Raw genomic sequence first — 26,096 nt, 5'->3', positions numbered from 1 at the left:
AAAGCCCATGTGCTGTGCTGTAGTTAAGAAGCAGTCACCGGCTGAGATGGGTCGCGCCCCGCGGCAAAGGCCATGCCGAGAAAAAGATGGTAATATTCGTGTTGGCCAACCGGGTTGGCGTTGGCGAACACGAACAGGTAGCTCACCACCAGCACCGAGAACAGACTTCGGCCACTGAATACGACAATAAGCATGCCGAGGGCGTAGATGAGTCCAGGGACACCGGCCGACAGCCAGATATCCAGGTACACATTGAACAGCTGAGCGGAACCGCTGCCAAGGCCAATGATCTCGGACGGATAATTACCGAAATAGGCTTCGACAAATCCGAAACCGTGGCCAAGCAAGGGTGCCTGCATGACCAAATCCCAGGCCACTCGGAGTGCGGCGCCCCGCTCGTTATCCCATTTGTTTTGGAGCATTGCGGCGGTGACCAATTTCTCGCCAGCGGGCAGCCATTCGTTGTAGGCGGCCAGTGCAACCGCGCCGACAGTGGCGATCAGTGCCAGACGCAGGGCCCAGCCCCGGGCTACGCCGCTGATGTGCGAGCGCCCCCGATAAAAGAGGGCGGCGGCCAGGCAAGCGCCTATCAGCGCGATCCAGATCGTTTTGTTATAGCTCGCAAGCGCGCAGCCGATGACGAAAAAGTAGAGTAGGGCTATGGGCCAGCGTCGCTGCGGCCAGTGCCGGTGCTCAAGGCGCAGGGCTAGGGCGGCGAGCAAGAAGAGCCCGCTGAAAAAGGCGAATTCCCCCTGCTCCCAGAAGCTGCCTTTGAGCCCATAGGACAGATAAGCGGGGCGCTCGTGAATCAGCGCGGGAATCGGATGGAAAAACAGCACGACGGCGAGCACCGCGGCAAACAGCAGCACCAGCTCCAGCAATTCCGCCATGCGCCCGGCTCGGACCAGTGATACTAACCTCATCCCGGTATAGAACGCCATCGGATAGACCAGCACGTACTTGACGATGAAGGTAAGCTCATTTACCTGTGGGTAATTGGAGAACAGGCTGAGCGCGCTCAGCATTAGGCCGCAGCCTGTGACCGAGAGCAAAGCACCCCAGTGCAATTGTTCACGGTGCATATCGTGCAGGATCAGCACAAAAAAAGTGCCGGCGAGCGCAATTTGGCCGAGGCGCAAATCGAAGCCGATGGGGATTTTGACCGCTGAGAGTGTAAGCGTGCAGAGTACGGCCCAGGCGCAGAGCAGCCAACTGCGCGTGCTTATCGGAGCAGTCGCGATGCTCGATCTATAGTCCGTGGTGGCGGTCATGCTCATACCGGGCGGTCCCGGCGAATACGGGTGTGCTAGCGGACGATTCATGAGTCGTCCGCGCGGACCGCAATGATGCGATCGACGTAAATGGCTTGCACCGACTTGGCGCCGGGTGGAGCCACCCAAAGGTAACGCCCCGCTCCGCGCTGCCAGAGGCCAGGCAGTTCGATGAGCCGGTAGCCCTCGCCAGCGAGGTCTTCGACGGTGACGCTGCGGCGCTTGCCCGGATAGATTCCGGTCCGCAGCAATACGCGTGCATGGCCATCTGCGGCGACACGGGCCGCAATGTATACCCGCCACCGACCGCTGTCCGGCAACAGCCGGTCGAGCGGTAACTGAATACCCCAGACCCGTTTGTCGCCTTTCATGGTCACGGCGGCGCCGTCGGAGGCAGCTTGGTCCGGTACCATCCGTGCGCCGCCGGCGAGATCGAGCGTAAGCTCCTGCACCGAACGACAGTCATCGGCCGGTGTGTTTTGGCACACGGCCGGCGGTTGTGGCGCGTTCCGCGCTATGGACAATGCCTCCAGCAGCCGTTTGGGAGACGCCCCGCCGCCCTCGCGATACGCTCGCATCCCGGACAACCTCAGGTAACCCTGTAGTCGTTCGAGGCGGGCGGTGCGGTTGATCCAGCTCGAGCCATCGCCCTCGGCCTGAGGGGAAGCCAAGATGGCGTAATCTAGGGCGCTGCGCGCGATGCGCACGTGACGCAGGCGGGTCGGATCGTCGGTCACGGCGCGTTCGGCACGTTCAAAGAGCCGATCTGCTTTCTGCAATAAAGGGGGCGTGAGGTAGGCAGCGGTCGGCGGCATCTTGACGCTTAGCCGGACTCCAATCTGCGCCGCGCTATCGTGCAGCAAACGGATGTAGGCAGCGATGTGCGGCGCCGCTACGCCGTAATAGCCTTCTAGAAAGGATTGGATGAGCTGCTCTGGATCCTGGCCTGGATCCCAGAGCAAGTGCGCCAGCACCCAGGCGCGCAGCACGGAGAATTCGCCGCCGGTCGTGTTATAGGCGCCTTGGGCGAACAAGCCGGTTATTGCCGGCTCGCGTGCGAGCCGAGGCACATCTTGCGTCAACGCACGCAAATCGGGATAGGGCTGCAAATAGCCGCCAAAATTGGTGATGTAGGTCCATACTAGTATCTGCCCGGTAAGCGTATTCCATCCCTTGAGGTCAGTGCGGACGGCACGATTGTTACTTGCCTGCAGCGGTTGGGCAAAGTCGCGCTCGATGTCCGAGAACATCACTCCCATGTTGTTAGGCAGCGTCATGTCCCGGGGCGGTTTGCGACTCCACTGATAGGCCAAGGCCAGCAGCGTGACGTTGGGGTAATCGCTGGCCACTTGTTCGGCGAGGCGGCGCACAAAATCCACATACGCGGCGCCCGGGCTGCCGTGGCGAGCGATGAGCTCGCCATCCGTGCCACCCCGGTAATAGGTGTTCCGATCCGCCGGCTCGATGAGCAGGTAATACGGTTGCGCATCAGCATGAGACCATCGCTCGAGCTTTTTGCGCAGTGCCTCGAGCGCGATCCGCCGCACCTCGGGCTCGGCGAAGCGCAACTGGCCGCCGCCGTAGTATTCCGGGTGCGATTTTGCATATTTCTTGCGGGGGATCAGCTTAAAAATGGGTAACATGCGCAGAGGTACGAACGCCTCGGGATACTGGCCCATGGCGCGCACCAGGCGATGACCGAAACGCCCATTCAACCGATTGTGAGCACTGTATTCCGGTTTATCCGCCTCTCGTACGAATACCTCGCGATATGCGAATGCGGGCGCTTCGGTTCGGGCGATGGCCGGAACGGTCAAGCTCGGGCGCTGCGGAATGTGGGTGTAATCAGGTCCGTACCAGTGCACGCCGACGTAGTCCTCCAGAAAAGCGTAGACGCCATAGAGCAGTCCGCGCGCGCTGCCGCCGGTGATGTGAATATCCCGACCGGCGGAGCGAATCCGGAAGCCCTCGCGGGATAACTCGCTGGAAGCCTCCGTGGAGAGCTTGATTGCCGGCCCGCCGGAGTCGGCCGAAGAAATGGCAAACTGGGCGCCGGTGACGCGCCGGAGATAGCTCGCGAGCTCAGCGGCGGCGTGCTCCGTGAGCGGGGTGCCCTCGGTGGCCGGGGCGATGCGATAAGCCGTATGACCCTCCCGCGCCAAAATGGCATCGGCCGCCCGCGCTGTTAGGATCGGCAGCATGATCAATACAGCGATGCTTGTGAGGGCGGCAAGACCCGCGCGCGGATGCCGTCGCCCCACTGCATACGGAATGGTTTTCGAGCTAGACTTGCCGTTCATGCCATCGTTCAACCGACTTCTTTGAAGAGGTAAATTGCCGAGTGTTCGGCGCCCCGCCCAGCATGATGGCCAAAATCGGTATGATTCGATCGAATTGACCGCGCCGCAGCCGGTTGGCAAGTACCAACAGGAAGCCGAGCCATACCGTCGGCAGCGCCCAGGGGATGTGCTTGCGGGTGAACCGAAGGCGATTATGAAGTGCCAGATAGTCTGCTGCCGGGGATTGGCTGGGTCGCCCCGTGGAGCCCCCCCCTTTGTGGTAGACGCGGCTGCGTGGCGCGAAGGCGAGTTGAAAGCGCCCGCGCCCGCGGCCGCGGACTGCCCAGTCGATTTCTTCGAAATAGAGGAAATAATCCTCGCAGAGCAGGCCAATCTCATCGAGCCAGCGGCGCGAGACGAATAGGGCGGCACCGATGACATAGGACATCCGCCGTTCCACTGCCTCTCGATCGATTCTTCTCCCCGCCGAGGCTCCGGCGCCGATGGCGCGGTGCGTGCCAAGCCAGGGATTGTAGGTCGCGCCACCCAGGGCCTGGACGCGTTCCGGAGCGTGATAATCAAGCAGCACCGAACCGCACAGTCCGGCCTCGAGTTGCTCGCTCATGCGCTCCACCAACCTGGATAACGCATCGGAGGCGATCACCAGGTCATTGTTCAACACCCAACAGTAATCGGCGTCGCCTCGAGCCAGGGCATAACGCAGCCCCGCATTGTTGCCACCGGCGTAGCCGAGATTGCCTCCGGTATGCAGGAGGGTAAGTGGGGCATCCGGTAGCGAACGAGCCATTGTCTGCGCTTCGGCGTGCGTTATTTCGAGGCACGCGATCGGTTTGGCGATCGGCGAGTATCGGCGTTCGGTTTCGGCCGGCGAGCGCAAGGGTTCAAGCTTCCCGGCTGCCCAGGCTTTGATGCGTTCGGGGGAGCCGTCGGTGGAGGCGTTGTCGCAGACGATCACGCGGAAGGCCGGGTAGTCGCTGCGCATGATGCTCTCCAGACAAGCCAGCGTATCTTCCCAGCCGTTCCAGTTCAGCACTACGATGTAGACTTGCGCGGCCCCCTTCGGCTCAATAAGGTCCATAGACGTAACCGCCATAGCGGGCCACCTCCCCCATATTGGCTTGAGTCAGAATGATCCCAAGCACCCGTACGTGGGCCTCCTGGAGCCGTCGGTACGCCTCGGCCACGGCCTCGCTGGGTGTTTTCCCCGCCTTGACCGCGAGAATGGCGCCGTCGGTATACATTCCCAACGTTTCGACATCGCTTACGCTGAGCACCGGGGCGGTATCCACGATGATCTTGTTGAAGTGCCTGCGTAGCTCGGTAAAAGCGCCTGCCAGATCCGCGGTCGCGAAGAACTCCAGCGGATTGACCAGGGTGTCGCCCTTGCCTATGACGAAGAGGTTCGGAGAGATGTTGTCGCGGTAAATGCAGCCTCCCAACGGCGCCTTGCCGAGCACGAACTCGGTCAGCCCGGCACGCTTCCAGCCGCTGGAGAGGCTGGGATGGCGCAGATCGGCATCCACCAGCAAGGTAGGCCCGAGCTGGCTGTAGCTGGAGGCGAGATTGTTGCTGAGTGTGCTCTTACCCTCCCCTTGGACCGCGGAGGTGACGATCACCAACTGGGGTCCGGTGCCGCTGGGATCACTCACCTGGAGGCGGGCGCGGATGCTGCCAAGCGCTTCGGTGAACGCTGATTCCGGCTCCAGCACCGCCAGGCGCGATAGGGTGGCCGGCCGCTGCAGGCGCACTCTCGGCATAACACCCAGGTCTCTGAGCTGAAGCCGCTGTCCCGCGGCCTGGGAAGTGTGGAAGGTGCGGCGCAGATTCTCCAACAGGAACGCAAGTCCGATCCCCAAGAACAGGCTGAGCACTCCAGCGATGCCAAGCAGGCGGGAGAAGTTCGGCGAGAAAGGCGCATTCGGTGGTAACGAGCGGTCCAGGATCTGGATGCCGCTGGCGCCCATGGTGTCTGCGAGGCTGATTTCCTTGATTCGGTCGCGAAACGCCTCGAAAAGCTCGCGGTTGGTCTCGACCTCGCGCTCCAGAGTGGCGAGTTGCAATGCTTCGGCGGATCGGCTGCGTACGCCTTCACCGAGTTCTTGCTCCGCCTTTTCGAGCTGGCGTTCGCGTTGCTTGGCCTCTTCGTACTGCTCGCGAATGGATGTTACGGCGCGATCGATTTCCTGATGCAACCGAGCCGAAGTGGATTCGAGCTCCGCACGGATGGCCTGTATCTTGGGGGCGTTCTCTCCGTAATGGGTTCTCAGATTCTCAAGCTTGGCGCGCAAGGTGCCTTGCTGCATCTTGAGTGGTTGGATCCCCGGATTGTTCAGCACGGCGCTCAAGGCGGCCACGCTGTCGGCGTCTTGAACCTGCTGATAAAGCACCTCAGCGCGCATGCGCTCAGCTCGTGCTTCGAGCAAATTCTGCGTGAGGCCGGAAAGCTGCGTAGACTTTATTTGCTCGAGATTCTTGGAGTCGAGTAGCTGTTGTTGCTCTTTGTACTGCTGCAGCGAGCGTTCGGCTCGGGAGAGATTCGCGCCGAGTTTGTTCAGCTGTTCAGAGAGCCAGGCGTGGACTTCTTTACTGACCGTCAGACGTTGATCGATCTGCGTGGCACGGTAGGACTCGCCGAGTAGATTGGCGATCCGGGCCGCGAGCTCCGGCGTCGGTGCATAATACTGGATTTCCACGAGCTCGCTATCCTTGCGCCGGATAACGCTCAGGTTATTCTGGATCTGTTTGACTAAGGCACGGCTCGCCCGTTGCGGATCCGCTGCAAGAGCAGTTTGATCCGATTCGTCGAGGCCCAGCCAGTCGCGTACCTGATTCCAGAGCGTGTTCACGAGGCTCGCCAAATAGTTGGTCACAGCCGGCGGACTGCGTAGCTGCTTGCGCTGCTCTGGGGTCAGCCGCTCGGCCACTCGCTCGGCCACCGCTCGACTTCGGATGATGTCCATTTGCGTGACATAGAACATTTTGGTATCAGTCGGCGTCTGCAGGTCCTGCAGCGCGTGGACATAGACCGGCGGATTGGCCCGCATGTGCAGGGTCATTACCCCCTGATACAGGGGTGTCTGAAGCAGGCCGTAGCTCAGCGCCGCCAATAGAGCCATTGTCACCACGCCGATAATCAGTAGGCGGTGGCGTACCAACACGCGGAGATACTCGAGCAGCCCGGTTTCCTGCCCCGGCTGGGCCGTTTCCGTCCAGTGCGGTTCGACCGGTGAATAGGCCGCCGACTGCGGTCCGGTTCTAAGTTCCAGTAGGTGGCTCGATCGTTTCCTGTTCATAGGCTAGGCCATCAGCGCGGCAGTTCGCGAATACCCGTGGCGCGCGCCCTGGCCAGCACCGGCAAGGTAGTGCTGGCACCACGATGACGCCGGCGTTGGGCGAGCCGGTATCTGATCCGCGGGTAGGCCCGCCAGGCGAGGGTCATGGTGAGGCAGTACAGAGCGAACAGACCACAGAAAGCGAGCAGCATCGCGCGATCGGGTATATCGAGGAACTCCCCCGCGGTACCTATGGCGGCGCTGGCGATGGCGAATGCGAGAATCAGCCCGAGTGTCTGACTGACCGAAAACCCCACGCGCAGGAAGAAGTGGTGTAGATGCTGCCGGTCAGCGAGGAATGGGTGATGCCCACTGAGGATACGCCGTCCCAAGGCGAAGAGGACATCGAATAGCGGTATGGTCAGAAGCCAAAGCCCAGTGACCGGCGACATGGCCGAGACGGGATCCTGGGATAACCGGATAATGAACCAGGATAGTGCAAATCCGAGAAACATACTGCCCGCATCACCGAGAAAAACCGATGCACGCCAGCGCCAGGGGGAGCGTAAGTTGAGCGTCAAAAATGCGGCGATGCCGCTCGCCATGACCAGCACCATGGCTAGAATCACGGGTGCCTGGCCTACCTGTGCTATCAATGCGAGCGCGATCAACGCCACGAGTGCCAGACTGCCGGAGAGCCCATCCATGCCGTCTACCATGTTGAGCGCGTTAATCACGCCTACGACACCGAGCACCGTGAAGGGCACGGCAAAGGCGTGTAGATGAAAAACCTGCCCGTCGGGCGCGATGGCGCCGAGCTGTTCGACGGTGGCGCCGCCGAGCAGCGCCATGGCGAGCGCGGCTGCGGTTTGAGCGAGCAGACGCGATCGGGGAGAAAAATTATAGTAATCGTCCAGCGCCCCGGTCAGCACGATGATCGCGCCAATGGCGAACAGGCCCGCAACGTGCGTCATGGGTACGCCGAGCGCCAGAACGGAGATCAGGCAGCCGATGAAAATCGCTTCCCCGCCCACCGGTGGCACGGGCTTTTGATGGCGTTTGCGGCTGGAAGGATAATCCATCAGACCGACACTGTGCGCCTGCCGTCGGAGAAAATCGGTCAGTAGAGCCACGAATAAGAAAATGAGCAGGTATGCGAAGACCTCGTTCATCATCGTGATTTCTCGCCTTACGTGTATGCCGAACCGTACTTGCCGGCTGGCTGTGCATTTGCTCCGCCCGACCGATCATGGTCCTAGCGACTGCCGTTGCTGAGCGTCCGCAGCCTCTTCGTCGGTTTTTCGGTCTACTCCCATGGCGGGTTGCGCTTGGTCGCTTACCCATGACGGCGGGTCGATCGGACGTGCGGTTTGTCCTCGTAGCCGATTGCTCTGTAGTTTCACTCGTGCCCAAAGGCGCTTGAGCATGAGCGTGGACCAGAGCAGAGCTCCGGGTCCCTCCGAGCTCAATTCATAGCCGTAGCGGAGCATGCCTTTCCGGGTTAGGTATTCCACGATCGCGACTTGATTCGGCGTGAGTCGCAACTGCCATTTGGTCAAACAGTCCGTGCGAAGAGGGCCGAGGGCATTGCTCAAATGGCGTCGCCCCCACTTTGCATGGCTTGCCGGGGTGGTTACGGTTGCCTCGCAACGAGCCAGCACGGCGGGATCGAACGGTTCGCCGAGGAAAGCGCAGACTTTGCGCAGCACGGCTTCCGGATCGATCAACAGCGCTTCGTAGTGGACCCGGTAGAGCCGCTCGTCGCACCCCCAACGCAGCAGTGCCTGGATGCTGTCACGCCAGTGCGCGGCGTGGAATTCCGGGGCCGCGTTGGTCCATGGCGCGTCCAGTAACGATGCGACTATCGCCCGCGGGTCGCGCAGCATGTAAATGATGCGTGCGCTCGGATACCAGTCCAGCAATTGGCCGATATAGCAGCGGTGGCTGGATGTCTGTTCGCCCCACTGGGGTTTGCCGCAGCGCCAGGCGTGTGCACGCAGTAGGGTCGAGAACACCGTTTTGAACGTAGGAACGCCCCTGGCGAGCAGCCGATCGTATAAGGTGTCCGCATCCAGTCCCAAATTCTGGAACTGAGAGCTGTCCACGAATTCGGTCCAAAAACGCTCGAAATCACGCTCGTCCTGCGGCTCGGCTGTTGGATGATGTGGCACCCAATAGCTCAAGAAACGCGTTTGCGGAGCGATCGCAATCTGCGGGTGCGCGGCGAGCGATGCCTGCAGCAGCGTTGTTCCGGAATGGGGCATGCCGACGATGAAAATCGGCGAGTCTTCTGTCATGACCGCAGCACTCCATGTGCTGGTGTTCGGCGGGCGAGCAGCCACCAGAGCGCTTGACGCTGAGTCGGTGCCGCGACGCCGATGAAGATACTCGCCCAAAACGCGCAATCTTTATGGGCCGGGCCGAGCTTGATCCGCGCGTGGTAGCCGGGCTTCTGGATCAGTGCCCAGCCGGCCGCGTAGGCACCGCTTCGATGCAGGTTCATGCGCGTTTTGCCTCTTGTGGCTGGCCGGAATCACCGCCATAGAGTTGTTCCACGCGTTCGAGTATCCGTGCGACCCGCCGGTCCCAGGTGTTAGCGGCGGCGATGCGACGGCGTTGCTGGCGTTTTCCCGGGGCTTTTTCCGCCAGCGCACATTGCAGCAAACGGTGAAATTGGGTCTTATCCTTAGCTACATAGACCACGTCGCGCAGGCGGTCAGCCGGTGCAATGGGTGTACTCACCACGGGCTTGCCGGTGGCGAGGTATTCATACAATTTGATCGAGTCATTGCCGCGCGTGCCGGCATCGGCGCGCTTGAGGTTTACTAAGACGTCGCAGTCCGCCATATGCGACTGCAGCTCATCGTGTCGTTTGCGGCCGAGATAGCGGCAATTGGGAAAGCGTGCCGTGAGCCGCTGTATGAACTCCCCTGCCGTTGGCTCCACCGGCCCGATGAGGACGAACTCCACATTCGGGTTATGGCTCAACAGGTACTCGATCAGCGAGCGATCCAGGGTGCGATTAAGTGTGCCGGTGTAACCGACCCGTGGGAGCCGGCTGGGCACTCGTTCGTGCTCGTCGCAGACAAGGGGGTCCAAGGGTTTGACTCCATTAGGAAGAAACTCGATGCCTGACGGTGCGTGGGTCCCGTAGCGTTGCGCTAGGCTTTCGGAAGTGGCGAAGACCGCAGCGCACAGCGGCAGAATTTCCACGAACGCTTTTTCCAGCGCCGCCCGACGGCGGGGGGCGTATTCCTGGGCCGGTACGTCATCCACCAGGTCCGCCAGCGTGAGATCAGGCTGCAGCGCAGCTCTCAGTTCCTGCAGATAAATAGCCGGTGGATAGGCCAGTAAAACGGTCTGCTTCGAAGCGCGTAGGCGCCGCGCTTGCCGATGAAAGAGCCAGCGGTTGAGGCGCTCGAGCCAGATTCGTTCAGAGCGCGCCACAATCAACATTGATTTGACCAGCAATCGTTCATCGATGCGGACTGGCCGGCACGCTAGGGCCTTGCGCACGTGCAGGCGGTAAACCGAACGCAGCCGCGGATTACGCAGGAGGAGCGCGCGAGCAGCACTCGCCACCAATCCCTTGAGGCTGATCGTCTCGAGATGAACGACTTCATCGACCGAGCCTTGCGCCGCGAGTGTTCGTGTAAACGCCTCATTGCGCCGGTGGAAAAAGCCCCAATCTGCCTGACGCCAATAGACCACGAAACGCCGCGAGGTGGTTTGAACAGGTACGCCTGTCTCGTTCATGGCGTTTTCTGCTCCTGACGGGCATGTGTTGCCCGCCGTGCGACGGCATCCCAAGCGAAGCGATGGGCAGTGTGCACGCGCCTGTTCGTTAGAGCCAGCTCAACGCTTTTATCGATTTCGCAAAGAGTGTCAGCAGCTGGCTTGCGGCGGTCGAGCCGAGGTTTGGCTAACTCCACGACCGTGTTTTTTCCATCCATAGAATCCTCGGAAAGCAATCCAATTGCGCTTGACTGTCGAGAGGTGGGAGTGACTCACTCCAGAGGCCCGCTCGACCGCGGGTGAATCGATGTGGCAGAACGCGGCATGATCGGTGTCGGGCGAAGATCTCTGCACCTTAAACGCGCTTTGCGATCAGGCAGGCGCGGCACTCGGGCGGGACTACCAGAGATTTCTACGATGGCCACAGCAACTCTACCGGGAGACGTAGAGCGCGAACCGACGCTCGAGGATGCACCGTATGAAAGTCTTTCTGCCGATAGCGGCAAATCGCCGCGCCGTTGCGCCGGGGTTAAGCCCGTTGGCACGCGTTGTAACGGCGGCTGATAATCGCTCACCTGTGCCTCGGCGAGGCACACCACCCGACGGTCCTTTGGCAACCACCAAGGCAGCTCAATCTGGTCAATTTCGGTGAACCGTCGCATGGCATAGCATCTCTTGCGACGTCACCCCCTATGTTCCTAGAAACTATATTAGTATATCTCCGTATCTATATGAACGGAAATTATTATGCGATTTTACTTGGGCATTCAGCCTGTACTCGGTTCGGGCAGTTAGCTCCGACCGTCGCTGACCCAGGGACGAAGCGTCAGCGGACATCAGGCTATGGCATAGCGCCAGAGACGGCAACCTGTCACTAAATCCATACACACTCAGTGCTGTCCAGGTTGACAAAGAGGAGCCCCCCAAGTTCCGCAGTTCGCGAGCTGTTTTTGAGGTTTTCGGGCATTCAGTGGCTTGAAGAAACAGGCGCTTATCGTGACGGAAGCAGTATATGTCGTGGACACATGTAGTGTCACGCAGGCGGTATAAAAGGCTTACCTTTCGTATCGCGTCGGTGCTATCGTAGCCACATGTATACGCGCCTCACCCGCTCGGGATCTCGCACCTATCTTCAACTCGTCGAGTCCTATCGCACCGACAGTGGCGGTGTGCGCCAGCGCGTTGTGGCCAACCTCGGCCGGCTGGACAAGCTCGAGCCGAAGCACCTTGACCCTCTGATCAACGGCCTCAACCGGGCCCTGGGCCGGGCTGAGAACACCGCGCATCCGGTCGAATACGACAGCGCCCGTGCGTTCGGTGATGTCTACGCCCTACACGAGCTCTGGCAGGGACTGGGTTTCGGGCAGGCCATCAAGCGGGCGCTGCGCTCTTCGCGGCGCAGCTTCGATGCCGAGGCGTTGGTCAGAGCGATGGTGTTCAACCGCCTCTGCGCGCCGGACTCCAAGCTCGGTTGTCTGCAATGGCTGGAGACGGTGAGCATCCCCGGCATGCCGGAGTCGATCAGCCATGACCAGTTGTTGCGCACGATGGACGCGCTGATGGATCGCACTGAGGCGGTGGAGGCGCGCGCCGCCGAGCAGCTGCGTGCGATGCTCGATCAGCAGCTCTCGGTGGTGTTCTATGATCTCACCACCGTGCGCATTCACGGCGAAGGGCAGTTGCCCGAGGATGTGCGCGCCTTCGGCATGAACAAGGAAACGGGTGCCATTGCCCGGCAGTTCGTGCTGGGCGTGGTGCAGTCCGCCGACGAACTGCCGCTGATGCACACGGTGCACGCCGGCAACATCGCCGAGACCAAGACGCTGCAAGGCATGTTGTGCCAGGTGCTGGAGCGTTTTCCCGTGGAACGGGTCATTCTGGTGGCTGACCGCGGCTTGCTGAGCCTGGATAACGTCTCGGAGTTGGTCGCGTTGGCCGAGGCCAGTGCACGCAAGCTCCAGTTCATCCTCGCGGTGCCGGCCCGGCGGTACGCCGAGCTCGGTGGCACGCTGGAGGGTATGGACTTCGCACAAGGCCTGGCCGAGGGGCGGTTCGCCGAGCAGCGTCTCGTCGTTGCTCACGATCCGCAGCGCGCGGCGGAGCAATCGAGCCGGCGCCGAGAGCGAATCGCAGAGCTTGAGGCTTTCGCCGAGGCGCTGGTGCGCAAGCTCGATGTTCAAGACGCGGGACAGAGCACGCGCGGACGACGGGCCAGTGATCGTGGCGCCTACAGTCGTTTCCAGCGGGCGGTGGCCGAGGCCGAACTCACCCGGTTCATCCAGGCGGACTACCAGGCCGATCGCTTCAGCTACAGCGTGGACGAGGAGGCCATCGCCCGCGCCGAGCTCTTCGACGGCAAGCTGGTGGTGCTGACCAACGTAGTGGACTTCTCCGCCGCCGAGGTCGTGGCGCGCTACAAGGCGCTCGCCGACATCGAGCGAGGCTTTCGGGTACTAAAGAGCGACCTGGAGATCGCGCCGGTCTACCACCGTCTGCCCGATCGCATCCGCGCTCACGCGCTGATCTGCTTCCTGGCCCTGGTGCTCTACCGCATCATGCGCATGCGGCTGAAGGCACACGGCAGCACCGTGAGCCCGGAGACGGCATTGGAACTGCTTCGCCGAATCCAGCGCCACCGCGCGATAATCGCAGAGCACGCCTACAGCGGAGTCAGCAAAACGACCCAAGAGCAGCTGGACTTGTTCGCCGCGCTGGAGATACCGAAACCCTAAGAGCGGCGTGTAGTGTCATTTTCGACAGTGCCGCCTCAATCGAATCAAACGCTTGCGAGTTTAGCTGCGGAACTTGGGTGTCCAGGTTGACAAAGAGGAGCCAGCGGAAAATGAAAGCGGTAGAATAAGCCGCTCTCGCCATTCCAGCGCGCGGGCCGCAGGCGCGATGGCGTGTCTATGGCCGGTGAGATGCTGTCGCGAGGTGGTTTGCTTCCAAGTGTAAGTCAAGTGTAAGTAGCGAACTGTGGCACAACCCTTTCCGTACGCGGCTCCACTCTCATAGGCATTTTCATCTTGCTACGCGCTTTCGCCCCCACATCTCAGGCGATGCAACAGCGTGGAGGTATCGAGCAAGAATCGGAATGACAATTGCGCTGTGTCTCAAGCGGATGTTGACCTATAAATATCTATAGCCTTGAACAGGCTTACCCTAGGATAAAGTCAGTAGTATGTGGTTTAGACTCAGAACCTGTCCTCGCCGTCATTGGCAAGGGGATTGCTGCAAGTGGCTGGTTCCATAGAATTTTTTCTTGATCCGTGCAAAGATAAATCTCAGCGAAGTCGGCCTTAACCAGAAAAGTGTCATAATAAAGGAGAGGGGGATATTTTTAAGTTTTCTTTTCCATGAGTAGTCTTCTTTTATGGAGTGGATAAAAAACCGAAAATAAGCAAGCGATTTTCTCTCTGAATCGATTAATTGTGGTATCTTTGAAAGCGTCAACGTCCTCGCATCAATTTGCTCTTTTAGCGGACGTAATGACCAGATCCCACCTGGATGAATGCGGCGCGCGCCCATGTTCTCCTTGGAAAGATAACCCCCGCCAAAGTTCGAAAGAAAAGAGAGTAGAACACGGTCACCATTAATTAGGCTGTGGGAAGGAAAATTCCCATAATTTCTGAAAAGAAGAGAAAGCGTCGGGACGCCAAGATGCCCAAAAGCTATTTCCTCCTGTGCAAGGTGCTTGTCTTCAAGGATGTTAAATTGACTTTCCTGTAATGTCGTTCCATCCGCATCGATCTGCTTGACCGCGTGCCCGCAAAACGCCACTGTCGGGTTCTTTTCTAGGAACTCGACTTGCTTTTGTAATTTGTACGGATCGGTCCAATAGTCATCGCCTTCACAAAAAGCGATATATTCACCTTGGGCCCGTTTAAAATTGAGCAGCATCGGCCGCTTTCCCTTGGAGAATTGGTTCTCCGATTGATAAATCACCTTGATTGTATCGGGCTGTTCCACTTCGTACCTACGAATAATGTCTGCCGTTCGATCGGTAGACGCATCATCGTGAATTAATATCTCAATGGGAAATGAGGTCAGTTGCATCAAAAAACCATCAATCGTTTGTGCGATGTAATTTTCATGGTTATAAGTGGTGCAGCAAATACTTAACAGCGGTTTTGTGCTTTCGTTCATGTATTTATTCTCCCGAATCTTTCTCGATAGAGCGACATGGCGAGCTGAAGCGCATTAAGTCTAAGCAGGTGGGCGCCAAGCAGATAGCCAGTTACCGCGATCCCACTAAATATGACTAATTGTAGCAGCGTGGCGAAAACTGAGAGCTCGATGGCCCCATAAATCACTCCTGCTATAAAAACGCTAAGGAAAAGCCCCGGAAAGACATCTGCAAGCTGCTCTCGAATGGAATAATTGATAAGTTTTACCGAGTAATAACTGTTCGGGATGTAGGCTAATACCGATGCGGCGATCTGGCCGATAAGAATGCCTATGACACCATAGGGTAGGCTGATAAGCAAGATTATAAGGATTATCAATTTCTTGATAATCGAAATGTAAAGGAAAAGATCGGAGCGTCCCTTAATTTTCAATATATTGAGATTGATGGAATGCAGAGGATAAAGCAACGCAGTTATACACATGAGTTGCAAATAGACTGCAGCGGGGAGCCATGTATCAGGGAGAAAGACGTGAAATAAAGGTTCCGCCAAGGCCGCCAGGAAAAGCATTGCTGGGAAAAGTAAGAAGGTAGTCACCTGAATTACTTTGCGCAAGGCGGCCTTCAGGCGAATATCCTCATCCTGAAGAATCGATAAAGCTGGATAGGTGACTGTCATAATGGAGAGTACAAGCTGGCTAATAATCAAGTCTTTTATTTTTTCAGCAAAAAAATAAAAACCTGCAATAGGCGCTAAAAACAGTTTTGCAATTACTACTATATAAAGATTCTTAAAGACGATATTGAGCAGATCTGATAAGAACAGTTTATAACCGAACCCGAACATATCAGATAGTGACTGTCGGCTGAACTCTAGAGTTGGCTGCCATAACTGCATGGCCCACAGAATGAGCGTCGTCAGCGTTGAAACCATCAGGGTTTGTGCAACCAAGGCCCAAACGCCGAAGCCGAGATAGGCTAAGCTTATCGCTATAAGCCCTGAAGCGATGGTTGCGGGTACCGTAGCCTTTAGCTGTGTTTTGAAATTGAGACTACGGCTGAGATTAGCTATTTGGACCACTTGAAAAGCAGTTATTGGAATAGAAATTCCAACGACCCGAATCAGATCAGTCAGTCGGGGCTCATCATAGAATACCGCAACAGCGGGTGCGATAATAAAAAGCAATCCGTAGGACAGAAATCCTAAAAGTATATTGGCGTAAAATGCAGTGTTGAAATCCCTTTGTAAGGCATCCTTCTTACGTATCAAGGCTTGTTTGAAACCCGATTCCATCAAACTGCCCGCAATAGTGATAAAAACAGCCAGCATCGCCATGAGGCCAAAATCGGCGGGCACAAGAAAATGGGCTAGAAGCAGCGTGACCAGAATACCGATGCCGCGCTGACTCAATTGCTGCGAGAAACTCCAAAGTACACCTGTAGCAGTTCTCTGGCGGAGCATACTATCTAGCTGTCGGCCCTCGTCTGACTGCGTGGCTTTCGATTGAACAAATCGGGCGTTTAGCGTACCAGTTTTTCATGGCCTTGACCGGGCTCTTGTGCCCGAGGAAGCTTCTGGGTAAAACGGTGGTTGTAGAGCCAGCTGTGGCGCTGTCGAAGGGGTGGATGGTCAGGATCGCGCTGATACGCTCGTTGCAATGCTCGACCAGGCCGTTGGGCAGCGAGGGCCTGCTCGGCAGGCGGTGCTCGCAGCCGATGCCGCGCCAAGCGGCGCGCCCACCGGCGGGTGGTTGTCCTGCAAGACGGTGAATTCCTGCGCAAGCGGCCGCATAGGCTCGTTCGAGCGCTGGGTAGCTATCCGAGAGGTCGGGCTGGTCGTGGCGTTCTTGCGCAGGTGGATGTCCATGAGGGGCGCCTTCTCCGTCAATAAAGCCTCGTATCACTGCGTAGCCGACAACCAATGCATGCCAAGAGCGATCGATGCAATCGTCAACGATCTGACAGTACATTACTGAGCGTGCTTAGAATTCAGATTCAAACCCAGCCTGCTGGGGTGGAGCAACTCACGGCTTGCGGTTGTAAACTGTTGAGCTGCTCGTGCTATGGTTGCTGCCTGCCACGGAGGGAGCGGGCATGCGATTCAAAAGCGCCCAAGTGAACATCGGCCTGGAACTGAGGCACCTTCCCGCGATCCACTTTAGCAATAATGTCAGCCGGCGGGTATTCTGCATCGGACCGGACAAGTCCAGTACGATATCTCTCGGGGCATTCTTAGCTAACGCCGGGTTTCAAGTTGCCCCGCAACACAAGGGTGAGATGCTGTTGTGCGATTGGGCGCGAGGTGACTTTCGCCGACTAATCCAATTTTGCAGACGATACGAAGCCCTTCAGGACGTGTCATTCAGCTATTCAGGCACTTATCGCGCGCTATTCGAGGCCTTTCCAGACGCAAAGTTCATTCTAACCAAGCGCAATAGGGCAGACGAGTGGTACCAACCTGCTTATTCACCTTCACGCGAAGATCGTCGGTAAAGGAAGGGCGCCCACTGCAGACGACCTTAAAGTCTTCCCTTGCTGTTATGTCTGATGGTTGAGGGATGCGCAGCGTCTTAGATATGGAATTGACGAACGGGCGCTCTACGATCCGGAGACCTATAAGGCGGCCTACCAAACGCATTTGAAGGAGGCTACCGCTTATTTTTCCGACAAGCCTGGTCACCTTTTGGAAATGAACCTGTCCGATCCGCAGGCCTCTGAGAAAGTTCTAGAGTTTCTAGGTCTTACAGGTCTCAGCCTGCAGACGCTTCATTTCAATCAAACAGGATAGTCGATCAAGGAGAATTAATGTCGAACCATGGTGCCTGGATGCCATGCGCGAACCGAGGCGATAGGCGTAGCTCATGATCCCCGTCACCAGGCCGTACCTGCCCAGTCGTGAAAAACTCGACCGGTACCTGGACGGCATTTACGAGCGCCAGTGGCTGACTAACAAGGGCCCTCTGGTGCAAGAACTCACCCGGCGCCTGGAGGACTACCTGGGCGTGCGCAACCTGCTGTTAGTCAGCAACGGGACGCTCGCGTTGCAGATCGCATACCGAGCCCTTGGAGTAACGGGCTGCGCGGTTGGCGAGCGCCGGGAAGCCATCACGACGCCGTTCAGCTTTATCGCCACGGCGAGTTCCCTGAAATGGGAAGGGATCGAACCGGTCTTCGCCGATATCGATCCGGATACCTGGTGCCTCGATCCTGCCCAGGTTGGGCCTGCCGTTACATCGTGTACCCGTGCGATCGTGCCGGTACACGTCTTCGGTAACGCCTGCGATGTCGAAGCCCTTGAGGAGGTTGCGCAGCGGGACGGGCTCAAGGTGATCTACGACGCCGCCCATGCCTTCGGCGTGGCGTACCAAGGCAAAAGCCTGTTGACACGCGGCGATGCAACCACGCTCAGCTTCCACGCCACGAAGCTGTTTCACACCCTGGAGGGCGGGGCAATCGTCTTCAAGGACGAAGCGCACCTGGAATACGCCAAGCGCTTGATCAACTTCGGCATCACGGGGCCGGAGACGATCGAGGGGCTGGGCATCAACGCGAAGATGAACGAGTTCCAAGCCGCCATGGGACTCTGCGTACTCGACGAGATGGAGGCCAACCTCCAGGTGCGAGCGGCGATCTGGCAAGCCTACGAATCGGCGTTGCAGGGGGGGCGCTACCAGCTGCAGCTCCGTAATCCCAACGCCAGCAACAACTACGCCTATGCGCCCGTGCTGCTGAGCTCGGAAACTGACGTTGAGGCCACCATGGCGGCGCTGAGGGAGGTTGGGGTCTACACCCGGCGCTATTTCTATCCCTCGCTGGACTCGGTGGACTACTTCGGTATCGGGACCCGTAACCGGCATTCGAACGACGTCGCCAAGCGCATCATTTGTCTACCGATATACGTTGGTTTGACGGATAGGGACATTGCAAAGATCGTGAGCGTCGTAGAGCGGGTGGCTTCGTGAGAGTCGCCATCATGCAGCCCTACATCTTCCCTTATCTGGGCTACTACCAGCTAGTGCACTGTTCCGACCTGTTCGTGCTATACGACGACGTCACCTTCATCAAGCGCGGGTATATCAATCGGAACTCTCTGCTGAGCAACGGGCAAGCGTGTCGGTTCACCATTCCCGTGCCCGGCGCCTCGCAGAACAAAATCATAAAGGATCTGCAGTTTTCCAAGGACGTCTCCAAGATATTGAGAATGTTGCAGTATTCTTATTCTGGCGCACCTTTTTTCGATGCTGTGTATCCGATGGTGGAAAGGGTTCTTCTCTACCCAGACAGGGCCATACCTTCCGTCTGCCGAGCGGGGCTGGAAGAGGTCTTCGAGTATCTAGGAGTTGGGAAGCACATAATGCTTTCCAGCGAGATTAAGTACGACAGAGCCGCTTCTGCTGAAGACAAGCTCATAGAAATCTGCCAGGCGCTGGGGGCGACGACCTATGTCAACAGTATTGGTGGCCGCGAGCTATACAGCCGGGCGTCATTCGCCGCCAAAGGTTGTGAACTGCTGTTCCTCCAGATGGAGGATGTCGTATATGACCAGGGGCGGACGGGCTTTGTCCCAAACCTGTCCATCATCGACATCCTAATGTGCTGCCCGCCGGGCAAGATCACAGAGCTTCTAGACGCGAATACACTGGTGTAGCCAATGGGTGAAATGACGAAGCGGTCACGCGGTTTCTCACGTAACGCATCTCTGGAAGAGCTCCTGCAACAGATCAACATTCTGTTGAAGTCGGCTAACGAGGCGCTAGTAGTCGACGCCCAGGAGCGGTTCTCCAAAGTTTTAGTTATGGGGCCGCTGCGCTCCGGAACGACTCTTTTCACCCAGTGGCTCGCCACAACGAGCCTGACTGCGTATCCGACCAATCTGCTCTCGAGGTTCTACGGCGCGCCGCTCATCGGCGCGAGAATCCAGCAGCTACTGACCGATCCCCGCTACAATTTCCGTAACGAAATCCTGGATTTCAACTCGGTGATCGATTTCTCCTCCGAAAACGGCAAGACCAAGGGCGCCCTGGCGCCTAACGAGTTTTGGTATTTCTGGCGTCGTTTCCTGCCGTTTCGCGGTTTGGACTATCTTCCCGACGACGAACTTCGGGCGCGCGCAGACTTGGCGGGCCTGCGAGATGAACTCAATGCGCTGGCCAACATCTTCGAAAAACCCTTCTCGCTGAAAGCGATGATCATGAACCAGAACATTCCCGTGCTGGAGTCGTTATTCGATAAGGTGCTGTTCGTCTGGATCAGGCGCGATCCCATCTTCAACATACAATCGGCGCTGGCGGCGCGAAAGCGCCAGTATGGTGACATCCGCACCTGGTATTCCTTCAAGATCAAAGAGTATCCGCGGCTCAAGGGCCTCGACCCGCTCGAGTCTGTGGCGGGGCAGATTCACGCGATTAACCGTTCCGTCCAAAGCGCACTGGAGTCGGTTTCGGAGCACCACAAGCTTGTGATCCAGTACGAGGATTTTTGCCGCGATCCATCGGCCTACTATGCGAAGATCGTCGCCCGCCTTCGCGAGCAACACGGTCTACCGCCAGGGCGGTATGAGTACACCGGCGAGTTGCAGTTCAAAAACACCAACCGCTGGTGGCTTGAGGAGTATACCCGTCAGCAAGCGGAGCAGGCCTACGCAACGATTTCGGTAGACCAGCGAGTCTAACTGAGGGGCGGAATATACTCGCGGATTCTCAAGGTGTGGTTTCGTGCAAGACATGAGTCGAAAGATCGGCATTGACGTGTTGTGTGAAATCTCGCCAACCTGTTCTTGAGCCTTGGCGCGACCGTGTTTTTCGCACTTTCTGGCGCGCTTCATTGCCCTGAAGGTGTTTGGCCTCGCAGCCGTGGAACGGCTTTTTCGAAGTGGCGAATGTCATCGGTAGTGCAAAACTGACTCTGCGCCGTAGTTGTTGATATTTACCATGGCAATGGCATGGGCGGATGCGGATCATATTGAAGTCAGCACGGCCGAACATCTGACGGAGATTGAGTGTGGCTGGTTGATCGGGCAGCCAACTTATGAAGGACGTTTTGTAGAGGGTGATCTGCCTGATGATCTATATGAAATGGGTGGTCCGTGGGCGGTTTTTCACCTGGATAAACGCACGCTCTACACGGATGCCTTCGGGCATTTCTCGCTTGTCTACGGGCATGGGCGAGTAGCGACGAATCCTGACCTAATCCCCGCTTCGGACAATGCCACGCTTGTGGGTCTCATGGACATCCCGGTACCAGATAACTGGTATCCTTTCGGCCTAACTCCTAAGAATGGCGTAAGCCGGTTACTACCGAATCACTACTTGGATCTTAATTCGTGGTCGCAGCACAGGCTTTGGCCCAAAGAAAACCCCCGCGGCACAATAACCATAGACGAAGCAGCAACAATTATAGGACTTGTTGTAAGACACAATATTAATGCCGTAAGCAGCAAACACCCCTTGCAGCTCCCCCTCACGGCAGGGTACGACAGCCGAATGCTCCTTGCATGTGCAAGAGATCATGTAGCCCAACTGCAATGCCACACCCACAACGCCCATCCGGCAACGGGCCGTCTTGATGTGGTGACGGCCCCGCGTCTTTGTAAGCAGCAGTCAATCCCTCATCAAACGCTAAAAAATGTTGAAGCGCCGCAGGCAAGAAAAGACGAATGGCTAAAACGGGCGGGGAGATCTGCTGCGGGGGCTTCTTATAACATTGCAGGTTCTTCCTTTCCCTATAACGGACGAACACGACTTACAGGGCATGGCGGAGAAGCCCTGCGGGGCTATTACTACAGGAGTGAATCCCGATCATATTCACTTGAGCCACAAGACCTGCTGTATGTAGAGCAGCGCTTAGGGTGCTGGGCTGGGGTGCTGCGTTGGGGGGTGGCAAAGCCGGACATGATTTTTTGGCCTATGGCGCACAGGCGCGTGCTGGAGGTGATGCTGCGCCTTCCCGCTGAGGCAAAAGTGCGGTCCGCCGTGCACCAACGCGTGATCGAGCGCGAATGGCCGGACCTCCTGACAATACCTGTGAACAAATGGTGGGAATGGCAGAAAGTGCCCGGCAAGGGGCTGCGGGCCGCGTCACGAGCAATCTATAGAGTCACGCAGGCGTATCGCAATATACGTGGTGCTCGTAAAGCTTGAACCGTTCTGATTACCCCCAGAGGTTCCAACTCTTGAGAAGATGGAGTTATGAGCAAATGGACTAAATATTCACCGGGAGTATGGGAGGGAATGTTTCGCTCAGGTTTCCGATATAAGGCCTGATTGGCCCGCCAGGGTAAATGCCTGGGTCATCCGTATCGCCTAAGCTGCCACTCGGTCAGCGCCGCTCCCACGCGGTGCCGAACAGTAAAAAGGTATCCAATGCCCGTGTCGGCAGCGCCCGGCGCAGCGTGCTCAAGAGATGGCTGGGAAAGGTGATGCAGTAACGCGGTTTCGGCCGTGGGCTCTCCAGGGCATGCACGAGTTTGCGCAGCACCGCTTGCGGGTCTCGCGTGAAAGGATCATCGGTGGAGCTCGCGAACCGTCGTTCCAAGGCATGGTAAGTCTCGCGATGGGCACTGCGCTCACGGTCGATGTGGCGCTGGAACATCAGCAAGGCATTGGCACGGAAACGGCTGCGCACGGGCCCGGTCTCCAATAGGCAGACGTGTATGCCGCTGCCCTTCAGTTCCTGACGCAGCGTATCGGTTAGGCCCTCGAGCGCGAACTTGCTGGCGTTGTAGGCCCCTCGGTAGGGAAGCGCGACCACTCCTAGCACCGAGCTGTGCTGAATGATTCGGCCATAGCCCTGGCGGCGCATGATCGGGAGCACGGCGCAGGCAAGTTCGTGGGCTCCGAACAGATTGGTCTCGAATTGTGCGCGTAGGACCGCGCGGCTCAAGTCTTCCACGGCGCCCGGCTGGCCGTAACCGGCGTTGTTGAACAGGGCGTCCAAGCCGCCGCCGGTACGCTCGAGCACGCCGGCGACGGCACTTTGAATCGAGTTCGAATCGGTGACATCGAGCGGCAGACTCTCCAGTCCCTCCCGGCTCAATCGTTCGACGTCCTGCATTCGTCGAGCTGTGGCAAAGACCCGCCAAGCGCGCTTGCGCAACCCCCTGGCGATTTCCAGACCGATGCCGCTCGAACAGCCGGTGATCAGGATCGAGCGCTTATCGTTGTTGTTGCTGCTGTGCTTCATGGCTGGAGGAATGCTCTATTTGCTGCCAAGTTGCGGTATCGCCTGCCGTGGGGCTGGAGAATCACTCGAGTGTGCGTCGCGCGGCGATTTAAGCGAGTAAGACCGCGACGATCCCGGTGATGAAAATTCCGTCGAAAGTGCCGGCTCCTCCTATCGAGGCAAGCGGGGCTCCGAGCGCGCGTATGTCTTTGAGGCGGAGCAGGTCGGCTCCTATCAAGACGCCGATGGTACCGCAGATGTAGGCCAGCGGTGCACTTTGTTGCGGCAACAGGATGATGGCCACCAGCGCGGCCGTAATGGGAGCGACAAAAATCGGCATGCCGATACCCAGCCGCGGGATGGGCCGGCTGACGAGGTAGCAAACCGTGGCGACGATGCCGGTGGCAAGCATGGCCTGGCCGAGCGGCAACGGGTTATGGTTCAACAGGAACACCGAGAAGGCGACGGGGATGAGTCCGCCGCCGACGTTCAGCGCCACCACGATCTGGCCGGGTCGGCTGCGCAGCAGCGGAGTGAGCCAGGTGGGCGGGCGTTGCCACTGCGGGTCGGCGCCAGGTCCGGCCGCCATGCTGAACAGCGGCAGGTTGATTCCGCTGCCGAGTAACGAGCTAATCAGCAGCAGCATCGCCGAGTCCGACGAGAGTCCGAGCTTATCGAACGCAATGCTCAGCAGCCCTACTTGGATGAGCGCGAAGAGTACTGCAAACGTCATTGCTGCGAAGATCAGCCGGAAGGGAAACACTTGCGCCCCGCTATCCAAGAAGGTGCTTGGTATGGTGTGGCGGTCCGCCGGGTTAGGAATCAAGCCGGGTTTTCGCTGTGACGGCGTGCGTATCGCGCGCCGTTGAAGTTGGGTATTATCGAGCTTTAGCCACTTGTAGTGGACCTGGTCGGACCCTATATCGCGATCCGGTGAATTCAGCCAAGGTAACCAACGATGCCGATCTACGAGTATATGTGTAATGCCTGCGGCCATGAAATGGAGGCTTTGCAGGCGATCAGCGAAGCGCCTTTGCAGGACTGCCCCGAGTGCGGGCAAGCCGAGCTGCGCAAGTTAATCTCCGCTCCGGTGTTCCGCCTTAAAGGCGGTGGCTGGTATGAGACGGATTTCAAGACCAACAATAAGCGCAATCTGGCGGGCGACGCTGCCGCCGAGAGCAAATCCTCGGAAACAAAGTCCTCGGAAGGCAAGTCGGCCGAGGGCAAATCGGCTGAAGGAAAATCGGTAAAGGGTAAAAAGGATTCAGGCGGCAAGCCGGAAAGCTCGACTAGGGCTTCCTCGGAAGCCTGATGCGTTGCCGGCCCGACCAGGGTGGCGGCTTGCGCGACCCCGGCGGAGCTCTTACCATTCCCGGCGCGTTGCCGTCTTGTGGGGCAGGGCGATTTTCATTGGCAGCACACGGATCAGCGGCTCATTCAATGCGTACTCACTATTGCGGCGAGGTGGCCGAGGCGTTGCTCGGCGAGGAGGTCGAGGTCTGCGGCTGGGTCCATCGACGGCGGGATCACGGCGGCGTCATCTTCATCGATCTGCGTGATCGGGAAGGCCTGCTGCAGGTGGTCTTCGATCCCGACGTGGCGGGCGCTTTTCAGGCGGCTGATCGGGTGCGCAGCGAGTATGTGCTGCGAGTGCGGGGCAAAGTGCGTCGGCGCCCTGAGGGAACGGAGAACCTCAGCCTGAATACCGGCCTGGTCGAGGTGTTCGGCCAGGAGTTGGAAATCCTGAATCGGGCTAAAACCCCACCGTTTCAGCTCGATGAAGTGGATGTTGGCGAGGATGTGCGCCTCAAGTATCGCTACATCGATCTGCGCCGTCAGGCGATGCAGCAGCAGCTGCGCACGCGTGCCCGCGTCGCCGGCGTGTTGCGGCGCTATCTCGATCGACACGGCTTCGTGGATGTCGAAACGCCCATGCTCACGCGGGCGACCCCGGAGGGGGCGCGTGATTTTCTCGTGCCGAGCCGATTGCATCAGGGATCTTTCTACGCTCTGCCGCAGTCACCGCAGTTGTTCAAGCAGCTGCTGATGATCTCGGGGCTGGATCGCTACTACCAGATCGTGCGTTGCTTCCGCGACGAGGATCTGCGTGCCGATCGCCAGCCAGAGTTCACTCAGCTCGACATCGAGACCTCCTTCCTCGATGAGTCGGCCATCATGGCCCTCATGGAGGGCATGATCCGCGAGCTTTTCCGCGAGGTGCTCGCGGTTGAATTGCCGGAGCCCTTTCCGCGCATGAGCTATGCCGAGGCGCTGCAGCGGTTCGGTATCGACCGACCGGATCTGCGCATACCGTTGGAACTGGTTGAGGTGGCCGACCTCATGGCGGCCGTGGAGTTCAAGGTCTTTGCCGGGCCGGCCAACGATCCCAAGGGGCGCGTGGCGGCGCTGCGCGTGCCGGGTGGCGGCGAGCTCAGTCGTAAAGCCATCGATGATTACACTCGATTCGTGACTCGCTACGGGGCCAAGGGTTTGGCCTACATCAAGGTGAACGATCCGGCGCGTGGCCGCGAGGGGCTGCAGTCACCAATTCTGAAATTTCTCCCAGGCTCGGCCGTGACCGGCATCCTTGAGCGCACGGCGGCCGAGGCCGGCGATTTGATATTTTTCGGCGCCGACCGCGCCAAGGTGGTCAACGAATCGCTTGCCGCGCTGCGCATCAAGCTCGGCCACGAACTTGGCCTGGTGGAACCGGGCTGGCGGCCGCTATGGGTAATCGACTTCCCCATGTTCGAATACGACGAAACCGATCGCCGGTTCTATGCGCTGCACCACCCCTTCACCGCACCGCGCATGAGCGATCCCGAGCAGCTGCGCGACGACCCGCAACGGCTGCTCTCCCGCGCCTACGACTTGGTGCTAAACGGTACCGAACTTGGTGGCGGGTCCGTGCGTATCCATCGCCCGGAGATGCAATATGCGGTGTTCGATTTGCTCGGTATCGGGGCGGAGGAGGCTCGGGAGAAATTCGGCTTCCTGCTCGAAGCCCTTGAATATGGGGCGCCGCCCCATGGGGGGATCGCTTTCGGGCTCGACCGGATGATCATGCTGTTGACCGGCGTGGGTTCGATCCGCGAGGTTATGGCGTTCCCCAAAACCCAGACGGCCAGCTGCCTACTCACGCAGGCGCCGGCACCGGTGGAGGAGGCGGCATTGCGGGAGCTCGGTATCCGCGCGCGCAAACCGGTGGATGCCGTCAAGGTGGACTAGGCCG

The 26,096-nt window shown here is 58.6% G+C and carries 21 protein-coding genes; 9 read left to right on the top strand and 12 right to left on the bottom strand.

The window, feature by feature from the left end; genetic code table 11:
- Positions 1 to 23 precede the first annotated feature (23 nt).
- The 8 genes from NB231_RS09285 to NB231_RS09250 all read right to left on the bottom strand — a co-directional run bounded on the left by NB231_RS09285 (position 24) and on the right by NB231_RS09250 (position 10,599).
- Complete coding sequence (locus tag NB231_RS09285; protein WP_005002030.1) at positions 24 to 1,277, bottom strand: O-antigen ligase family protein; 1,254 nt, start codon at positions 1,275 to 1,277, stop codon at positions 24 to 26.
- A 41-nt stretch (positions 1,278 to 1,318) separates the two neighbouring features.
- On the bottom strand, positions 1,319 to 3,571 hold the full coding sequence (locus NB231_RS09280) for a DUF4838 domain-containing protein (protein ID WP_005002028.1): 2,253 nt from the start codon (positions 3,569 to 3,571) through the stop codon (positions 1,319 to 1,321).
- Positions 3,555 to 4,664: a glycosyltransferase family 2 protein gene (locus NB231_RS09275; protein ID WP_198007276.1), complete on the bottom strand. Its 1,110-nt coding sequence runs from the start codon at positions 4,662 to 4,664 to the stop codon at positions 3,555 to 3,557. The genes NB231_RS09280 and NB231_RS09275 overlap by 17 nt, the downstream gene beginning before the upstream one ends.
- A complete protein-coding gene (locus NB231_RS09270) occupies positions 4,636 to 6,864 on the bottom strand; it encodes a GumC family protein (RefSeq protein ID WP_005002026.1) in 2,229 nt (742 codons plus the stop codon). The genes NB231_RS09275 and NB231_RS09270 overlap by 29 nt, the downstream gene beginning before the upstream one ends.
- Positions 6,865 to 6,875: 11 nt before the next feature.
- Positions 6,876 to 8,018 carry an MraY family glycosyltransferase gene (locus NB231_RS09265; protein ID WP_005002025.1) on the bottom strand — a complete coding sequence of 381 codons (1,143 nt, stop codon included), beginning with the start codon at positions 8,016 to 8,018 and terminating at the stop codon, positions 6,876 to 6,878.
- Between the two features lie 72 nt (positions 8,019 to 8,090).
- Positions 8,091 to 9,140, bottom strand: a complete 1,050-nt coding sequence (locus NB231_RS09260) for a sulfotransferase family protein (RefSeq protein ID WP_005002024.1) — start codon at positions 9,138 to 9,140, stop codon at positions 8,091 to 8,093.
- Entirely contained in the window at positions 9,137 to 9,346 is a 210-nt protein-coding gene (locus NB231_RS09255; RefSeq protein ID WP_005002023.1) for a hypothetical protein, read from the bottom strand. Before NB231_RS09255 ends, NB231_RS09260 begins: the two co-directional genes overlap by 4 nt.
- Complete coding sequence (locus tag NB231_RS09250; RefSeq protein WP_005002022.1) at positions 9,343 to 10,599, bottom strand: glycosyltransferase family protein; 1,257 nt, start codon at positions 10,597 to 10,599, stop codon at positions 9,343 to 9,345. Before NB231_RS09250 ends, NB231_RS09255 begins: the two co-directional genes overlap by 4 nt.
- 1,070 nt (positions 10,600 to 11,669) lie before the next feature.
- Between NB231_RS09250 and NB231_RS09240 the strand changes: the two genes are divergently transcribed.
- On the top strand, positions 11,670 to 13,310 hold the full coding sequence (locus NB231_RS09240; RefSeq protein ID WP_005002021.1) for an IS1634 family transposase: 1,641 nt from the start codon (positions 11,670 to 11,672) through the stop codon (positions 13,308 to 13,310).
- 481 nt (positions 13,311 to 13,791) lie between these two features.
- On the opposite strand, the gene NB231_RS09235 is transcribed toward NB231_RS09240, so the two are convergent.
- Positions 13,792 to 14,724 (bottom strand): glycosyltransferase family 2 protein, encoded by a 933-nt coding sequence (locus NB231_RS09235; protein ID WP_050756085.1) that lies wholly within the window; start codon positions 14,722 to 14,724, stop codon positions 13,792 to 13,794.
- Positions 14,721 to 16,166 (bottom strand): lipopolysaccharide biosynthesis protein, encoded by a 1,446-nt coding sequence (locus NB231_RS09230; protein ID WP_005002019.1) that lies wholly within the window; start codon positions 16,164 to 16,166, stop codon positions 14,721 to 14,723. The genes NB231_RS09235 and NB231_RS09230 overlap by 4 nt, the downstream gene beginning before the upstream one ends.
- 632 nt (positions 16,167 to 16,798) lie before the next feature.
- On the opposite strand from NB231_RS09230, the gene NB231_RS20295 reads away from it, so the two are divergent.
- The 6 genes from NB231_RS20295 (at position 16,799) to NB231_RS18570 (ending at position 21,843) form a co-directional block, all read left to right on the top strand.
- The gene (locus tag NB231_RS20295; protein ID WP_040662154.1) at positions 16,799 to 17,197 is read left to right on the top strand and encodes a sulfotransferase; all 399 of its coding nucleotides are present in this window, start codon (positions 16,799 to 16,801) and stop codon (positions 17,195 to 17,197) included.
- Between the two features lie 58 nt (positions 17,198 to 17,255).
- Positions 17,256 to 17,492, top strand: a complete 237-nt coding sequence (locus NB231_RS19625) for a hypothetical protein (RefSeq protein ID WP_005002016.1) — start codon at positions 17,256 to 17,258, stop codon at positions 17,490 to 17,492.
- 73 nt (positions 17,493 to 17,565) lie between these two features.
- On the top strand, positions 17,566 to 18,666 hold the full coding sequence (locus NB231_RS09210) for a DegT/DnrJ/EryC1/StrS family aminotransferase (protein ID WP_005002015.1): 1,101 nt from the start codon (positions 17,566 to 17,568) through the stop codon (positions 18,664 to 18,666).
- A complete protein-coding gene (locus NB231_RS09205; RefSeq protein ID WP_005002010.1) occupies positions 18,663 to 19,352 on the top strand; it encodes a WbqC family protein in 690 nt (229 codons plus the stop codon). The genes NB231_RS09210 and NB231_RS09205 overlap by 4 nt, the downstream gene beginning before the upstream one ends.
- Before the next feature lie 12 nt (positions 19,353 to 19,364).
- On the top strand, positions 19,365 to 20,375 hold the full coding sequence (locus NB231_RS09200; protein WP_232210434.1) for a sulfotransferase: 1,011 nt from the start codon (positions 19,365 to 19,367) through the stop codon (positions 20,373 to 20,375).
- Positions 20,376 to 20,622: 247 nt separating this feature from the next.
- Positions 20,623 to 21,843 (top strand): hypothetical protein, encoded by a 1,221-nt coding sequence (locus NB231_RS18570; protein WP_232210433.1) that lies wholly within the window; start codon positions 20,623 to 20,625, stop codon positions 21,841 to 21,843.
- 178 nt (positions 21,844 to 22,021) lie between these two features.
- Here NB231_RS18570 and NB231_RS09190 read toward each other — a convergent pair whose 3' ends face one another.
- Together NB231_RS09190 and NB231_RS09185 are read right to left on the bottom strand one after the other, a co-directional pair.
- Positions 22,022 to 22,885: an SDR family NAD(P)-dependent oxidoreductase gene (locus tag NB231_RS09190; RefSeq protein WP_005002003.1), complete on the bottom strand. Its 864-nt coding sequence runs from the start codon at positions 22,883 to 22,885 to the stop codon at positions 22,022 to 22,024.
- 88 nt (positions 22,886 to 22,973) lie between these two features.
- Entirely contained in the window at positions 22,974 to 23,690 is a 717-nt protein-coding gene (locus NB231_RS09185) for a DUF1614 domain-containing protein (protein WP_232210432.1), read from the bottom strand.
- Positions 23,691 to 23,822: 132 nt separating this feature from the next.
- Between NB231_RS09185 and NB231_RS09180 the strand changes: the two genes are divergently transcribed.
- Together NB231_RS09180 and aspS are read left to right on the top strand one after the other, a co-directional pair.
- On the top strand, positions 23,823 to 24,176 hold the full coding sequence (locus NB231_RS09180) for an FmdB family zinc ribbon protein (protein WP_040662148.1): 354 nt from the start codon (positions 23,823 to 23,825) through the stop codon (positions 24,174 to 24,176).
- 128 nt (positions 24,177 to 24,304) lie between these two features.
- Positions 24,305 to 26,092, top strand: coding sequence for an aspartate--tRNA ligase (gene aspS / locus NB231_RS09175; RefSeq protein WP_005001999.1), 1,788 nt, complete (start codon positions 24,305 to 24,307; stop codon positions 26,090 to 26,092).
- The last annotated feature ends 4 nt before the right edge of the window (positions 26,093 to 26,096 follow it).

It is taken from the genome of Nitrococcus mobilis Nb-231 (assembly GCF_000153205.1).
Taxonomy (GTDB): domain Bacteria; phylum Pseudomonadota; class Gammaproteobacteria; order Nitrococcales; family Nitrococcaceae; genus Nitrococcus; species Nitrococcus mobilis.
The sequence above is the reverse complement of the archived record's forward strand: the minus strand, read 5'-3'. Positions and strand labels throughout refer to the sequence as shown.